Below are 15,252 nucleotides of genomic sequence, written 5' to 3' on the forward strand. Positions count from 1 at the left end.
GCCCGGCGTTCTTGTTTCAGCGCACCTGCCGCTGTTGCAGTAGCAGATTCTTGTAACCACTGGCGGCCAGAGTCTTCTGCGCCGCATTCAACTGTTCGCGGCTGTTGTAGGGGCCGACCAGCACGCGGAACCAGGGCTCGTCGCGTACCCGCACGCTTTCCACGCGCACGTCCTGGCCGAGCAGGATGATCTGGGCTCGCACGCGGTCGGCCTCTGCCTGCTGGCGGAACGAGCCGGCCTGCAGGAAGAACTGGACCACCGGTGCCTTGGCCACGGTCGGTGGTGGCGGCGGTACTTCTCCGTTGAGTGCGGCCTGGGCGCGGGCTTCGTCGATCTTCGCCGCCTCTTCCGGTGTCACCGGCTTGCTCGGTGGCGGCTCGGGTTGCTTGATCTCGGGCGGCAGAATCACTTCCGATTCGGGCAGCAACGTATAGAAATCGTACTTGGGCTTCGGCGGCTGCTCCGTCGGACTGGTGCGCTTGGGTTGCTCGCGGACCGGCTTGGGGGTTTCCTTGTTGCGCTTGACCTCTTCACCGCCCGGCTCCAGATTCATCAGGAACATGATGAAGCCACCAATCACCAGGCCACAGACCAGCCAGATCCAGCCGGGAACGGGCTTTTTCGCGGGGGCCTGGTAGCGGCTGGCGCCGCGCTTGGGCGCGGGCTTTTTCCGGGCGGCCACTTACATGCGCTCCAGGGTTTCCAGGCCGAGCAGTTCCAGGCCCTGCTTGAGGGTCTTGCCGGTAAGGGCAGCCAGGCGCAGGCGGCTCTGTTTCACGGCTTCGCTCTCGGCGCCGAGGATCGGGCAGTGCTCGTAAAAACTGGAGAACAGGCCGGCCAGGTCGTACAGATACGTGCACAGCAAGTGCGGTTCACCTTTTTCGCCGACGCTGTTCAGCACTTCGCCGAACTGTGCGAGCCTGGCGGCCAGGGTCAGCTCCTGCTCGGCATCCAGTTGGATATGTCCGGCGATTTCGTCGATGCCTTTGCCCAGCTTGCGGAACACGCTGGCCACACGGGTATAGGCGTACAGCAGATAGGGCGCGGTATTGCCTTCAAAGCTCAGCATCAGCTCGAAGTTGAAGCGGTAGTCGCTTGTGCGGTGCTTGGACAGGTCGGCGTACTTGACCGCTCCGATGCCTACGGAACGGGCGATGGTGCGAAGCTCAGCCTCGTCCAGATCCGAGTTCTTGCTTTTTACCAGGGCGTAGGCGCGCTGTTCGGCTTCATCGAGCAGGTCGACCAGCTTTACGGTGCCGCCATCGCGAGTCTTGAACGGACGGCCATCGGCGCCGTTCATGGTGCCGAAGCCCATGTGTTCCAGCTGCATGCCGTCATGCACGAAGCCGGCGCGGCGTGCGACTTCGAAAGCCATCTGAAAGTGCAGTGCCTGGCGCTGGTCGACGAAATACAGCACGCGGTCCGCCTGCAACTGCTGGCTGCGATAGCGCATGGCGGCCAGGTCGGTGGTGGCGTAGAGGTAGCCGCCACCGGCCTTCTGCACGATCACCGGCAGCGGATTGCCTTCGGCGTTCTTGAATTCGTCGAGGAAGACGCATTGAGCGCCGTTGTCCTCGGTCAGCAGGCCCTTGTCACGCAGGGCGTCGACGATGCCGGGCAGCTCGGCGTTGTAGGCGCTTTCGCCCTTGACATCCATAGGGGTCAGCTTGACGTTGAGCCGGTCGTAGAGCTTTTGGCAGTGCGACAGGGAAATCTCGTTGAAGCGCGTCCATAGACGCAGGCAGTCCGCATCGCCGGCCTGCAGCTTCACCACCAGCTCGCGGGCGCGGTCGGCGAATTCGCTGGATTCGTCGAAGCGTTGCTTGGCCGCGCGGTAGAACTGCTCCAGATCGGAGAGCTCGGTCTGCGCGGCGACCGGTTTTTCTTCGAGATAGGCCAGCAGCATGCCGAACTGGGTGCCCCAGTCGCCGACGTGGTTCTGACGGAACACCGTGTCGCCGAGAAATTCCAGTACGCGGCCCACAGCATCGCCAATGATGGTCGAGCGCAGGTGGCCGACGTGCATTTCCTTGGCCAGGTTCGGCGAGGAAAGGTCGATCACCACGCGCTGCGCCGCGCCGGCCTTGCATACCGACAGCTGCGGATCGGCCAGCGCCGCCTCCAGGCGTCCGGCTAGCGCATCGGTGTTCTGGAAGAAATTCAGGAAACCCGGCCCGGCGATCTCGACCTTGGTGACCTGCGCATCCTGCGGCAGCGCCTCGATGAGCTTCTGCGCCAGGTCGCGTGGCTTCATGCCGGCAGGCTTGGCCAGCATCATGGCGATGTTGCTGGCGAAGTCGCCGTGGGTCTTGTCGCGCGTGTTCTCCACCTGGATCGCGGGCGTCAGTCCTTCCGGCAACACACCTTCGGCGGTGAGACGGATCAGGGCTTGCTGAATGAGGTGGCGAATACTGTCTTTCATCGTCTGCTCGGTCGGCCCGGAGGCATTGGTCGAAAACCGCACATTATAGGAGCAGCAGGCAGGTCGGGTCACGTTTCACCGACCCGACGAGCGGGATAGCTGGCTAAAACAGATCTATCGGGTCGACATCCAGCGACCAGCGCACCGAACGACTCCCGGGGAGCTGCTCGACCCGTGGCAGCCAGGCGTTCATCAGGCGGTGCAGCGGTGTGCGGGCACTGCCTTGCAGCAGCAGTTGCGCGCGAAATCGCCCGGCGCGGCGCTCCATGGGTGCCGGGACCGGCCCCAGCAGTTCGATACCGGTCAGTTCGAGTTCTGTCAGCAGTTGTTCCGCCTCGCCGCAGGCCTGATCGAGGAAGTCTTCGGCCTGGCCTGGCTTCTGCGCCTCGGCGCGCAGCAATGCCAGGTGGCTGAACGGCGGCAGGCCGGCGGCGCGGCGTTCGCTCAGGGCCTGCTCGGCGAAGGCGAAATAGCCCTGTTCGGTCAGCTGTACCAGCAGCGGATGGTCGGCAAGGTGGGTCTGGATGATCACCTTGCCGGGCTCTTCGGCACGACCGGCACGCCCGGCGACCTGCACGATGAGCTGCGCCATGCGTTCGCTGGCGCGGAAGTCCGCCGAAAACAGCCCGCCATCGGCGTCGAGAATGGCCACCAGCGTGACGCGTGGAAAGTGATGGCCCTTGGCGAGCATCTGGGTGCCCACCAGCAGGCAGGGCTCGCCTCGGTTGATGATGCTCAGCAACTGCTCCATCGAGCCCTTGCGTGCCGTGCTGTCACGGTCGATGCGCAGTACCGGAAAATCCGGGAAGAGAATGCCCAGGCGCTCCTCGGCGCGTTCGGTGCCGGCCCCCACGGGGCGCAGATCGACTTTGTTGCATTGCGGGCAGTTCAGCGGTGGGCGCTCGACATGGCCGCAATGGTGGCAGCGCAGCTCGTTGTGGCGCTGATGCAGGGTCATGCGCGCATCGCAGCGCGGACACTGGCTGAGCCATCCGCAATCGTGACAGAGCAGGGAAGGCGCGAAGCCGCGACGATTGAGAAACACCAGCACCTGCTGACCGGCGGCGAGTGTCTGCGCCATGGCCTGTTGCAGCGGCCCCGAGATGCCCGAATCCAGCGGGCGGCTTTTCACGTCCAGCCGCAGGAATCGCGGAGCCTGCGCCCCACCGGCACGCTGCGTCAGCCTGAGCAGCGCGTAGCGACCGATATGGGCGTTGTGCAGGCTTTCCAGCGAGGGCGTCGCCGAACCCAGTACAACGGGCAGATTCTCCTGGCGCGCCCTGACGATTGCCAGGTCGCGGGCGTGGTAGCGCAGGCCTTCCTGCTGTTTATAAGAGGCGTCGTGTTCTTCGTCGAGGATGATCAGCCCCGGCTTCTTCATCGGCGTGAAGAGCGCCGAGCGCGTCCCGATGATGATGTCGGCTTCGCCGTCACGGGCAGCCAGCCAGGCGTCGAGCCGTTCACGATCATTGACGTTGGAATGCAGCAGGGCGATGCGGGCATTGAAGCGCTTCTCGAAGCGCGCCAGTGTCTGCGGGCCGAGGTTGATCTCGGGGATCAGCACCAGCGCCTGCTTGCCGGCCTTGAGTACCTGGTGGATCAGCTGCAGGTAGACCTCGGTCTTGCCGCTGCCGGTGACGCCCGCGAGAAGGAAGGCCTGGAAGCCATCGAGGCCGGCGCGAATGGCTTCGAAGGCGGCGCGCTGCTCCTGGTTGAGCGGCAGTTCCGCTTGCAGCAACCAGCTGCCCTGATGCTGCCGGGCCTGGTGAGTGCGCCGCGTCTCGATACGCAGCAGGCCCTTTTGCAGCAGCTGATCGAGGCTGTCCTTGCTCAGCTGCAACTGGCTCAGCAGTGAGTGGGCGACGCCATGAGGGTGCTGAGCGATGGTTTTCAGTGCCTCACGCTGGCGCGGGGCCCGGTTCAGGCGAGGGTCGTCCGCTCGGGCGCCGGCGGCGGCATGCCAGAAGCGTTCCTGTCGGGCTTCGGCCGGCTCGCCCTGGCGCAACAGCACCGGCAAGGCCCAGCTGAAGGTGTCGCCAAGGCTGTGTTGATAGTACTGGGCGGTCCAGAGGCACAGCCTGAACAGCGCAGGTGGCAGCGGGGGCGTGCTGTCCAGCAATTCCAGCGCGGGCTTGAGTTTCGCTTCCGGCACTTCGCTGTGCGAGGCGACTTCAATCAGCACGCCCACCACTTCGCGGCGGCCAAAGGGTACACGTAGCCGCGCTCCCGGTCGCAGTGCCGAATGGGGCACACCGGAGGGCGGTCGATAATCGAAGAGGCTGCGCAGGGGGGAAGGCAGCGCAAGGCGAAGTATGAGAGACACGCGGAAGTCCTTGACGGCGAAAGGCGATGGTAAACGATCCAGCAAGCGGGAAGCCTGTTTAAGGTGTGTGCGATCGGCTGTCGCTTCAGCATGAGCTGACGTGCGCTTGACAAGCGACGGCTTGCGCTTGCATCAGCTTTGCGCTCTGGTATTATTCGCGCCCTTCCGTGCGGTACTCGACATAGGGTCGGGTGGCGGCACAAGTCCCCGAGGATTTTCCATGAAAGCCGATATCCATCCAAACTACGTTGAAATCGAAGCCACCTGCAGCTGCGGCAACGTCATCAAGACTCGCTCCACGCTGGCCAAGAACCTGAGCATCGATGTCTGCTCCGAGTGCCACCCGTTCTACACCGGCAAGCAGAAAGTGCTGGATACCGGCGGCCGTATCGACCGCTTCAAGCAGCGTTTCGGTGTGTTCGGCGCCAAGTAAGCGGTTGCCGAGACGGAAGCCCGATGCGGTTTTCCGAACATCTGAAAAAGGCGTCCCTGGTGGGCGCCTTTTTCGTTTTCGCACTGTTCAGCCTGCAGGCTCAGGCGTTGTGCCCGGTCGCGGGGCCGCTGTCCCCGGTGGAGGTGGCCTCGGTCACCGATGGCGACACATTGCGCCTGCGTGACGGTCGCAGCGTGCGTCTGATCGGTCTGAATGCGCCCGAGATGGGCCGCAAGGGGCGCAGTGCCGAACCCTTTGCGCAGGCTGCGAAGCGACGTTTGCAGGCGCTGGTCGATGCCAGCGACGGTCGCATTGGCCTTCTCCACGGGCAGCAGGCACGGGATCATTACGGGCGGGTGCTGGCCCATGCCTTCGATCGCCAGGGCTCGAATCTCGAAGCCGCATTGCTCGCCGAGGGCCTGGGCTACTTCGTGGCCATTGCGCCGAACACGGCATTGGCCGATTGTCATCGGCGTACCGAGCAGCGGGCCCGCGTTGCCAAGCGGGGGCTCTGGCAGCGCTCGCCAGTCATTGCTGCAGAACGGGTGCGTCGTGGTGGCTTCGCAGTGGTCAGGGCGCGTGTCGAGCGGTTGGAGACGAATCGCGGTGGCGTCTGGCTGGAGCTTGAAGGCCCGCTGGTCCTGCAGATTCCCCGGCAAGCAGTGGCAGGCTTCGATCAGAATTCGCTGGCCGGTCTACGCGGACGGGAGATCGAGGCGCGGGGCTGGGTGATCGACCGCAAGGGGCGTGCGGATATGTCGCGCCAGGCGCGTTGGCTGATGAAGATCAGCCATCCTGCAATGCTCGGTCCTGTGCCCTGACGCGGTATCCCGGATGCTTCGGGGCGAAGCGGCAGCGGTCGTCCTGTATGTCAGCTTAAAGTCGTAGGGTGGGCTCTTGACAGGCCGCGATCTCATCGACTTGTGAGGGCGCTCAGTCTTGGCGTATGCTCGACCGCCTGTCTGTCCCTAGTAAAAACAAGCGGAAAAGCCCCATGACTGACCTGAAAACCGCCGCGCTCGACTACCATTCGCAACCCCGTCCGGGAAAGCTGAGTGTCGAGCTGACCAAGCCCACTTCCACCGCTCGCGATCTGGCGCTGGCCTATAGCCCAGGTGTTGCCGAGCCGGTACGGGAAATTGGCCGCGACCCCGAACTGGCTTACCGCTATACCGGTAAAGGCAACCTGGTGGCAGTGATTTCCGATGGCACTGCCATTCTCGGGCTGGGCAACCTCGGGCCGCTGGCATCCAAGCCCGTGATGGAAGGCAAGGGCGTGCTGTTCAAGCGCTTTGCCGGTGTTGACGTATTCGACATCGAAGTCGATGCGGAAAGCCCCCAGGCCTTTATCGACACGGTCAAGCGCATCTCTATCACCTTCGGTGGTATCAACCTCGAAGACATCAAGGCGCCGGAGTGTTTCGAGATCGAGCGGGCGCTGATCGAGCAATGCGACATCCCGGTATTCCACGATGACCAGCACGGCACCGCCATCGTGACTGCGGCAGGCATGCTCAACGCGCTGGAGATTGCCGGCAAGACTCTGGAAGAGGCGAAAATCGTCTGTCTGGGCGCCGGCGCGGCAGCCACCTCCTGCATGAAGTTGCTGATCAGCATGGGTGCGCAGGTCGAGAATATCTTCATGATCGACCGCAAGGGCGTAATCCACGCCGGGCGTGACGATCTGAACCAGTACAAGGCCGTGTTCGCTCACGAAACCGACAAGCGCACCCTGGACGATGCGCTCGATGGCGCGGACGTGTTCGTTGGTCTTTCCGGTGCGAATCTGCTGACGCCGGAAGGCCTCAAGCGCATGGCGCCGAACCCGGTTGTATTCGCCTGCTCCAATCCCGATCCCGAGATCAGCCCGGAACTGGCGCATGCAACCCGTTCCGACGTGATCATGGCCACCGGTCGCTCGGATTACCCGAACCAGGTCAACAACGTGCTGGGCTTTCCCTTCATTTTCCGTGGGGCGCTGGATGTTCGCGCTTCGCGCATCAATGAAGAGATGAAGATCGCCGCTGCACACGCCTTGCGCGATCTGGCCAAGCTGCCGGTGCCCGAGGAAGTCTGTGCGGCCTATGGCCTTTGTGGTCTGGAGTTCGGTCGCGAGTACATCATTCCCAAGCCAATGGACCCGCGCCTGATCACGCTGGTATCCGATGCGGTGGCCAAGGCTGCGATCGACAGTGGCGTGGCGACCCTGCCTTACCCTGCGAACTATCCGCTCAAGTCTGTAGCGGACGTATTCGGCAGCTGACTGCTACGGCAACCGACCATCGTTTGTTGCCACAAAGCAGCGTAAAGAAAAACCCGAAGCTCTCAGGAGCTTCGGGTTTTTTATGGTCTGCCAACCATGGCGACCGCCCCTCGGGCTGTCGCGGCGCGACGTTAAGCATCGCTCCCAGCAATTTTCATGGCCGTGAATTCTTGTTCCACTGCGGCGCGTCACAAGGCTGCCGGTCAGAACAGGTCCATGGGCGCCGCTTCGGTGGCTGGCAACGGGCTGCCGGGAGCCGGGCTGCCAGGCTCCAGTTCGCCCATGTCCGGTGGCGAATCTTCGCTGCGGAACAATTCGAAGTAGGCATCCGGGGTGCCGGGAGGAGCGGCGCGACCGCTGGCGGGATCGATGCGTAGCGCGAGGATGCCTTCCGGCTCGGCGGGGGCATGCTCGGGCATGCCTTCGAGTACCGCGCTCATGTAATCCATCCAGATCGGCAGAGCCACGGTGCTTCCGTATTCACGTCGACCGAGGGTCTGCGGCTGATCGAACCCCGCCCAGACGGACGTCACCATGTCGGCGTTGTAGCCGGAAAACCAGCTGTCCTTGGATTCGTTGGTGGTACCGGTCTTGCCGGCAATATCGTCCCGCCCCATTGCCAGGGCTCTGCGGCCAGTTCCGCGCTTGATGACGTCCTGCAACATGCTGGTCATGATGTAGGCGGTACGCTCGTCGATGATTCGTTCGGCGTACAGCGGAGGCTGCTCCCCTGGCTCGGCGTCGCTATCGAGCGGCTTGTCGTTCTGGGCGAACGTCTCGATGGCGGCTTCATCGTTCAGTGGCGATGGCTGGTCGTTTTCGGGTACTCGTGGCGGGTTGGCGGTGAACACCACCTTGCCGTCCCTGTCCTCGATGCGTTCGATCAGATAGGGCTCGATCTTGTAGCCGCCGTTGGCGAAGGCAGTCCAGCCGACGGTGATCTCCATCGGCGTCAGGGTCGCCGTGCCAAGCGCCAGCGACAGGTTTGCCGGCAGGTCTTCGCGTTTGAAGCCGAAGCGCTCTATATAATCGATGGTGTAACCCATGCCGAGGGTTTGCAGCAGGCGAATCGAGACCAGGTTGCGCGATTTGTACAGGGCCTCACGCAGGCGGATCGGCCCGAGAAAGGTGTTGTTGTCATTCTTCGGACGCCAGACGCGATCCATGCCTTCCTCGACGAAGACGATGGGTGAGTCATTGACCAGCGTCGCGGCGGTAAAGCCTGCATCCAGCGCCGCGCTGTAGACGAACGGCTTGAAGCTGGAGCCCGGCTGACGTTTCGCCTGGATGGCCCGGTTGTAATTGCTCTGCCCGAAGGAGAAGCCACCGACCAGCGCCTCGATGGAACCGTCGATGGGGTCCAGCGATACCAGCGCCGCCTGGGCCAGCGGCACCTGGCTGAACAGCGCGACACCCTCGACGAAGCGGATGCGGATGATGTCCCCGGTTGCGACTACATCGGCGGGGCCCTTGGGCTGTGGTCCCAGGCTGTTGGTGTTGATGAAGGGGCGCGCCCATTTCATGCTGTCCCAGTGGACGCTGCGTTCGCTGCCGTCACGCAGCATCACCCTGATCGAATCCTTGCCCACCTGGCTGACAACGGCGGGCAGCATCCCCGACAGGCCCCGGTAGCGGTTCAGCTCCTGCAGCCAGCCTTCGCGTCCGGTGCCGGCCAGGCTGGCTTCGGGGCCGCGATAACCGTGGCGCTGGTCATATTCGACAAGGCCTTGAACGAGGGCCTGGTTGGCTGCGATCTGGCGCTTGCTGGTTGCGGTCGTATAGACGCGAAAGCCTTCGGTGTAAGCATCACTGCCGAAGCGACCGACCATTTCGGCACGCGCCATCTCGGCGATATAGGGTGCGTCAAGCTCTGGCGATGCGCCGTGATAAGCGGCATCCACGACTTCTGCCAGCGCCTGCTGGTAGCGGGCTTCATCGATGGCGCCGAGCCGGTACATGCGGCCCAGGATCCAGTCGCGTCTTTCCTTGGCGCGCGCAGGGTTGGTCAACGGGTTGAATGCCGACGGGGCCTTTGGCAGCCCGGCAATCATGGCCATCTGCGCCAGGCTCAGTTCGCTGATCGATTTTCCGTAGTAGACATGGGCAGCCGCTTCGATGCCGTAAGCCCGATGGCCAAGATAGATCTTGTTGACGTACAGCTCGAAAATCTCATCCTTGCTCAGCTCGCGTTCGATCTGCAGGGCCAGAAGGATTTCGTTGATCTTGCGTGAGAAACTTCGCTCGCTGGTCAGGAAGTAATTCTTCGCCACCTGCATGGTAATGGTGCTGCCGCCAGTCTGAATCTGGCCGGTTTTCAATAATTGCGTGGCAGCGCGCATCAGGCTGGAGACTTCGACGCCATAATGATTCGCGAAGTTGTCATCTTCGGCGGCCAGCAGGGCTTCGATGAAGTCCTTGGGTATTTCATTGAAGCCAATGGGGGAGCGGCGCATTTCGCCATATTCGGCGATCAGTTTGTCATCGCCGCTGTAGATACGCAGCGGTATCTGCAGCTGTATGCTGCGTAGCGAGTCGACGGATGGCAGGTTGGGGCTGAGGTAGAGGAAGGCGCCGCTGAGACTGAGCAGAAGTCCGCAGAAAATAGCCAGGCACGACCAAAGGAAAAACTTCAGAAAACGCATCGGGGTTCGTTGAATCCAGGATGGGGAAATGGGTGTAAGCCGCAGACGATGCTGAAAGGAAAAGCCGATCACATTATAAGCGGTTTTTCTGTCGGGGAGCCATTTGCGCTCCTGTCAAGGCTGTTATCTAATGTGGATGAATATAATTAATCCGTAAGTAGCGGATAAGATAGGAAATCGGTCGTGCTAGGGCTCTTCACGAAGAAAGCGAACACGCTGCTTGGAATCGACATCAGTTCGACATCCGTCAAGCTCATCGAATTAAGCCGTTCGGGCTCCCGCTATCGGGTCGAGTCCTATGCGGTCGAACCCTTGCCGCCCAATGCCGTGGTGGAGAAGAATATCGCGGAGCTGGAGGGCGTGGGGCAGGCGCTGAGCCGTTTGCTGGCCAAGGCCAAGACCGGGGTCAAGTCTGCGGCTGTTGCGGTTTCCGGCTCTGCGGTCATCACTAAAAGCATCGAAATGGAAGCTGGGCTGAACGATGATGAGCTGGAGAACCAGCTGAAAATCGAGGCCGATCAGTACATTCCCTATCCGCTCGAAGAAGTTGCCATCGACTTCGAGGTGCAAGGACCGGCGGCGCGCTCGCCGGGGCGTGTCGAGGTGCTGCTGGCAGCGTGCCGCAAGGAAAATGTGGAAATTCGCGAGGCGGCGCTTGCCCTCGCCGGGCTGACCGCCAAGGTTGTCGACGTCGAAGCCTATGCTCTGGAACGCTCCTACGGATTGCTGGCCTCGCAGCTCGGCAGCGGGCACGACGAGCTGACCGTCGCGCTGGTGGATATCGGCGCAACCATGACCACGCTGAGCGTTCTGCACAACGGTCGCACCATCTATACGCGAGAGCAGCTTTTCGGCGGGCGCCAGCTCACCGAGGAGATCCAGCGTCGCTATGGCCTGTCGATGGAAGAAGCTGGCCTGGCCAAGAAGCAGGGTGGTCTTCCAGATGACTACGACAGCGAAGTGTTGCAGCCGTTCAAGGATGCAGTCGTGCAGCAGGTGTCGCGCTCCCTGCAGTTCTTCTTCGCTGCCGGGCAGTTCCACGATGTCGATTACATCCTTCTGGCTGGCGGTACTGCTTCCATAGCGGGGCTGGATCGCCTGATTCAGCAGAAAATCGGCACGCAGACCCTGGTCGCCAATCCTTTTGCCGACATGGCACTGAGCAGCAAGGTCAACGCGGGCGCGCTGGCCAGTGATGCGCCGTCCCTGATGATTGCTTGCGGGCTGGCGTTGAGGAGTTTCGACTGATGGCTCAGATCAACCTTCTGCCCTGGCGCGAACAGCTTCGTGAAGAGCGCAAGCAGCGCTTTCTGGTCTCTCTCGCGGGCGTGTTGCTCGTGGGTGGGGGGCTGGTATTTCTTGCCGGTCAATATCTGACCAGCTCCATCGAGCAGCAGAATGCGCGCAATGATTTTGTCCGCAAGGAAATTGCAGTGCTGGATGCGCGCATTTCCGAAATCAAGGAATTGCGAGAGCGTCGGCAGCAATTGCTTGAGCGTATGAAGATCATCCAGGACCTGCAGGGTAACCGACCCATTATCGGTCGAGTGTTCGATCAGTTGGTGAGAACTCTGCCCGACGGTGTGTATTTCACAGGCTTGAAAATGACAGGCAAGAACATCGCCATTGTAGGCGCAGCGGAATCCAACAACCGGGTTTCCAATCTTATGCGCAATCTGGATGGCTCGGAATGGCTTGAAGCGCCGAATCTGAACGAAGTGAAGGCCGTCACTGCCGGTGCCTTGGATCAGGAGAATGTCTTCCAGCTTACGGTGCAGCAAACGCAGCCGGCTGCTGCCGAAGGAGGCAAGCCATGAGCCTGGCGAGTTCCCTGGAAAGTCTGCGCAGCGTTGACCTGTCCGATCTCGACATGAACAACCTCGGCTCCTGGCCGGCGGCGGTCAAGGTCATCGCTGGCATTGTGCTGATGACCCTGGTGCTGGGCGGAGGTTATTACTTCTACCTCAGCGATATGCAGGCCAGTCTTGAACAGCAACGGGCGCAGGAGGAAACGCTGAAACAGCAGTTTTCCTCGAAGGCTTTCCAGGCGGCGAACCTGGAAGCCTATAAAGAGCAGATGATCGAGATGGAAGCCTCGTTCGGTGCCTTGCTGCGCCAGTTGCCCAGTGATACCGAGGTGCCGGGTTTGCTTGAGGACATCACGCGTACCGGCCTGGGAAGCGGGCTGGAGTTCGAGGAAATCAAATTGCAGCCGGAGGTCATCCAGCAGTTCTATATCGAGCTGCCGATCCAGATCAAGGTCGTCGGCGCCTATCACGATCTTGCGACTTTCGTCAGTGGCGTATCGAGCCTGCCACGGATCGTCACGCTGCATGACTTCGAGATCAAGCCTGACAGCAAGGATTCGTCATCAAGGCTGCGCATGAGCATTCTGGCCAAGACTTATCGCTACAACGACAAGGGGCTGCAGAAATGAATGGAGCCCGACTTGTCGCGCTGGGCTTGAGCCTGGCATTGCTGGGCGGATGTGGGGTCAGCACTGACTTCGACGACCTGCGGCGCTATATGGACGAGGTTCGGGCCAAGCCCAAGGGAACCATCGAACCGCTGCCGGCATTCCTCCCTTATGAGGCCTTTACCTATAGCGCGGCGTCCTTGCGTCATCCTTTCCAGCCGCCCATGAAAATCGATCTGATGCAGCGGCAGAAAGGTTCGAAGGATATCCAGCCGGATGAGACACGCACCAGGCAATTTCTGGAAGGCTTCAACATCGAAAATTTCATCATGGTCGGTACGTTGACCAATGAGGCAGGCATGTACGCCTTGATAAGAGGTGGTGACGGGGTTCACCGAGTCAAAGTCGGTGACTATCTGGGGCGCAACCATGGCCGTATCGTCGAGATCAGTGAGGCCGAGGTGGATGTGCTTGAAATCGTTCCTGACGGAGAGGGTGGGTGGCTTGAGCGCCCGCGTAGCCTGACCTTGAAAGAGCGCTCCTGAGCGCGGGGCAAAAAATGGAAAACCTATACCGGTCTGCACAACGGAAGCCTTTTATGAATACCTCCCTCTCTCGCCTCGGCTTGTCCCTGCTGGCGGCGTTCATTTCGCCCGCGTTGCTGGCTGCGAATCTCAATACCATTGATGTGGCCTCCCTCCCTGGCGACAAGGTCGAACTCAAGCTGGGGTTTGACGAGCCCGTGGCCGCGCCGCGCGGCTATACCCTTGATCAGCCGGCACGCATCGCTCTCGATCTGCCGGGTGTGTCGAACAAGCTTGGTGCCAGGAACCGTGAGCTGGGTGTCGGCAACGCGCGCAGCGTGACCGTCGTCGAGGCGCAGGGGCGCACCCGGATGATCGTCAACCTCACCGCCCTGATGCCTTACTCGACGCGCGTAGACGGCAATAACCTGTTCGTTCTGCTGGGCGAAGGCAGTGCGCCCGCTCCTGTGGCTGCGCCCGCGCCAGCGTCGGCACAGCCTGTGGTCGGTACCGCTCCGGTCGAACGCGTGGTCGCGGGCAAGTCCATCAGCAATATCGACTTCCGCCGTGGTGAAGATGGCGCCGGTAATGTCGTCATTACATTGTCGGACCCTTCGATCAGTCCGAATATCGAAGAGCAGGGTGGCAAGATCCGTGTCTCCTTTGCCAAGACGCAACTGCCCGAAGCGCTGCGTGTGCGGCTCGATGTGCAGGACTTCGCCACGCCGGTCAAATTCGTCGACTCGACCAGCGGGGCGGCTGGCGCAACCATCGCCATCGAGCCAACCGGTCGTTACGACTACCTCGCCTACCAGACCGACGACAAGCTCACCATCAGCATCAAGCCGCTGACTGAAACCGAGGCCGAGCAGCGCAAGGCCGAGCATTTCACTTACTCAGGTGAAAAGCTGTCGTTGAATTTTCAGGATATCGACGTGCGTTCGGTGCTCCAGCTGATCGCCGACTTCACCGATCTCAACCTGGTGGCCAGTGATACGGTAAGCGGCAACATCACCCTGCGCCTGCAGAATGTGCCCTGGGATCAGGCGCTGGATCTGGTACTCAAGACCAAGGGGCTCGACAAGCGCCAGGTCGGCAACGTCCTGCTGGTGGCGCCTGCCGACGAGATCGCCGCGCGTGAACGCCAGGAACTGGAATCGCAGCGGCAGATTGCCGAGCTGGCGCCGCTGCGCCGCGAAGTGGTCCAGGTCAACTATGCCAAGGCCGCCGATATTGCCCGCCTGTTCCAGTCGGTCACCGACAGGGATGGTGCCAGTGAGGATCGTGGCTCCATCGCCGTTGACGACCGCACCAACAACATCATCGCCTACCAGACCCAGGAACGACTCGACGAGCTGCGCCGTATCGTGGCACAGCTGGATATCCCGGTACGCCAGGTCATGATCGAGGCACGCATCGTCGAAGCCAACGTGGATTACGACAAGAGCCTGGGGGTGCGTTGGGGCGGAAACCTGTGGGCGGGCGACAAGTGGAATGCCTGGGGCAAGAATGGTCAGCTGGGTGTGGCTGACGATCCTGATGCAAGTGGCAGCCCTGGAGACGAGGGGTATGTACCCTCACGACAAGTGGGTCGTTTCCCGGGAATTCGTGAAACTCCGTTGAATACACCATTCGTTGATATGGGTGCAATTGGTGCAACTTCAGGGATTGGACTGGGTTTCGTAACCAATAACGCCATTCTCGATCTGCAGCTTTCCGCCATGGAAAAGACCGGTAACGGCGAAGTGGTATCGCAACCGAAGGTCGTCACCGCGGACAAGGAAACAGCCAAGATCCTCAAGGGCTCGGAAGTGCCTTATCAGGAAGCCAGCTCCAGCGGCGCAACCAGTACCTCGTTCAAGGAGGCGGCACTGTCGCTGGAGGTGACGCCGCAGATCACGCCTGACAACCGCATCATCATGGAGGTCAAGGTCACCAAGGATGAGCCTGACTTCTCGCAGGCGGCGAGTACCGGCGGTATCCCGGCGATTCGCAAGAATGAGGTGAATGCCAAGGTACTGGTTACTGACGGCGAAACCATCGTGATCGGCGGCGTGTTCTCCAATACGCAGAGCAAATCGGTGGACAAGGTGCCGTTCCTGGGAGACCTGCCTTTCGTGGGACGGGTATTCCGTCGTGATCTGGTCCAGGATCGAAAATCCGAGCTGTTGGTATTCATCACGCCGCGGATCATGAATAATCAGGCGATTCAGGCCAGCCGCTAAGTAA

At 61.5% G+C, this 15,252-nt stretch carries 12 protein-coding genes; 8 read left to right on the plus strand and 4 right to left on the minus strand.

What is annotated here, in order from left to right; genetic code table 11:
- Positions 1-16: 16 nt before the first annotated feature.
- The 3 genes from ACYCFC_RS18880 to ACYCFC_RS18890 form a co-directional block, all read right to left on the minus strand.
- Positions 17-682: an SPOR domain-containing protein gene (locus ACYCFC_RS18880; protein ID WP_459652571.1), complete on the minus strand. Its 666-nt coding sequence runs from the start codon at positions 680-682 to the stop codon at positions 17-19.
- A complete protein-coding gene (gene argS, locus ACYCFC_RS18885) occupies positions 683-2,422 on the minus strand; it encodes an arginine--tRNA ligase (RefSeq protein WP_181082841.1) in 1,740 nt (579 codons plus the stop codon).
- A gap of 103 nt (positions 2,423-2,525) precedes the next feature.
- Positions 2,526-4,745, minus strand: coding sequence for a primosomal protein N' (locus tag ACYCFC_RS18890; protein ID WP_459652572.1), 2,220 nt, complete (start codon positions 4,743-4,745; stop codon positions 2,526-2,528).
- A gap of 220 nt (positions 4,746-4,965) precedes the next feature.
- Between ACYCFC_RS18890 and rpmE the strand changes: the two genes are divergently transcribed.
- From rpmE to ACYCFC_RS18905, 3 genes are all read left to right on the plus strand, one after another.
- Complete coding sequence (rpmE, locus tag ACYCFC_RS18895; RefSeq protein WP_003283472.1) at positions 4,966-5,178, plus strand: 50S ribosomal protein L31; 213 nt, start codon at positions 4,966-4,968, stop codon at positions 5,176-5,178.
- Between the two features lie 23 nt (positions 5,179-5,201).
- Positions 5,202-5,999: a thermonuclease family protein gene (locus ACYCFC_RS18900; RefSeq protein ID WP_181082843.1), complete on the plus strand. Its 798-nt coding sequence runs from the start codon at positions 5,202-5,204 to the stop codon at positions 5,997-5,999.
- A gap of 173 nt (positions 6,000-6,172) precedes the next feature.
- Positions 6,173-7,441, plus strand: coding sequence for a malic enzyme-like NAD(P)-binding protein (locus ACYCFC_RS18905; RefSeq protein ID WP_181082844.1), 1,269 nt, complete (start codon positions 6,173-6,175; stop codon positions 7,439-7,441).
- 203 nt (positions 7,442-7,644) lie between these two features.
- Here the strand turns inward: ACYCFC_RS18905 and ACYCFC_RS18910 are convergent, their stop codons facing one another.
- Positions 7,645-10,083, minus strand: a complete 2,439-nt coding sequence (locus tag ACYCFC_RS18910) for a penicillin-binding protein 1A (protein WP_181082845.1) — start codon at positions 10,081-10,083, stop codon at positions 7,645-7,647.
- Positions 10,084-10,266: 183 nt separating this feature from the next.
- Here ACYCFC_RS18910 and ACYCFC_RS18915 point away from each other — a divergent pair, with 183 nt between their 5' ends.
- The 5 genes from ACYCFC_RS18915 to pilQ are packed head-to-tail and all read left to right on the plus strand — an operon-like array spanning position 10,267 to position 15,248.
- Positions 10,267-11,331: a type IV pilus assembly protein PilM gene (locus ACYCFC_RS18915; RefSeq protein ID WP_181082846.1), complete on the plus strand. Its 1,065-nt coding sequence runs from the start codon at positions 10,267-10,269 to the stop codon at positions 11,329-11,331.
- Entirely contained in the window at positions 11,331-11,900 is a 570-nt protein-coding gene (gene pilN / locus ACYCFC_RS18920) for a type 4a pilus biogenesis protein PilN (RefSeq protein ID WP_181082847.1), read from the plus strand. The genes ACYCFC_RS18915 and pilN overlap by 1 nt, the downstream gene beginning before the upstream one ends.
- Entirely contained in the window at positions 11,897-12,520 is a 624-nt protein-coding gene (gene pilO / locus ACYCFC_RS18925) for a type 4a pilus biogenesis protein PilO (protein WP_181082848.1), read from the plus strand. Before pilN ends, pilO begins: the two co-directional genes overlap by 4 nt.
- Positions 12,517-13,044, plus strand: coding sequence for a type 4a pilus biogenesis lipoprotein PilP (gene pilP, locus ACYCFC_RS18930; RefSeq protein ID WP_181082849.1), 528 nt, complete (start codon positions 12,517-12,519; stop codon positions 13,042-13,044). The genes pilO and pilP overlap by 4 nt, the downstream gene beginning before the upstream one ends.
- Before the next feature lie 53 nt (positions 13,045-13,097).
- Positions 13,098-15,248 (plus strand): type IV pilus secretin PilQ, encoded by a 2,151-nt coding sequence (gene pilQ, locus ACYCFC_RS18935; RefSeq protein WP_181082850.1) that lies wholly within the window; start codon positions 13,098-13,100, stop codon positions 15,246-15,248.
- Positions 15,249-15,252 lie beyond the last annotated feature (4 nt).

The organism is Stutzerimonas sp. NM35 (assembly GCF_054604355.1).

What these genes read in the sequence shown, in the direction of transcription:
- ACYCFC_RS18910 (WP_181082845.1), bottom strand. Translation starts at nt 10,083, where the DNA reads ATGCGTTTTCTGAAGTTTTTCCTTTGGTCGTGCCTGGCTATTTTCTGC.
- pilQ (WP_181082850.1), top strand. Translation starts at nt 13,098, where the DNA reads ATGAATACCTCCCTCTCTCGCCTCGGCTTGTCCCTGCTGGCGGCGTTC.
- rpmE (WP_003283472.1), top strand. Translation starts at nt 4,966, where the DNA reads ATGAAAGCCGATATCCATCCAAACTACGTTGAAATCGAAGCCACCTGC.
- pilN (WP_181082847.1), top strand. Translation starts at nt 11,331, where the DNA reads ATGGCTCAGATCAACCTTCTGCCCTGGCGCGAACAGCTTCGTGAAGAG.
- pilP (WP_181082849.1), top strand. Translation starts at nt 12,517, where the DNA reads ATGAATGGAGCCCGACTTGTCGCGCTGGGCTTGAGCCTGGCATTGCTG.
- argS (WP_181082841.1), bottom strand. Translation starts at nt 2,422, where the DNA reads ATGAAAGACAGTATTCGCCACCTCATTCAGCAAGCCCTGATCCGTCTC.
- pilO (WP_181082848.1), top strand. Translation starts at nt 11,897, where the DNA reads ATGAGCCTGGCGAGTTCCCTGGAAAGTCTGCGCAGCGTTGACCTGTCC.
- ACYCFC_RS18900 (WP_181082843.1), top strand. Translation starts at nt 5,202, where the DNA reads ATGCGGTTTTCCGAACATCTGAAAAAGGCGTCCCTGGTGGGCGCCTTT.
- ACYCFC_RS18905 (WP_181082844.1), top strand. Translation starts at nt 6,173, where the DNA reads ATGACTGACCTGAAAACCGCCGCGCTCGACTACCATTCGCAACCCCGT.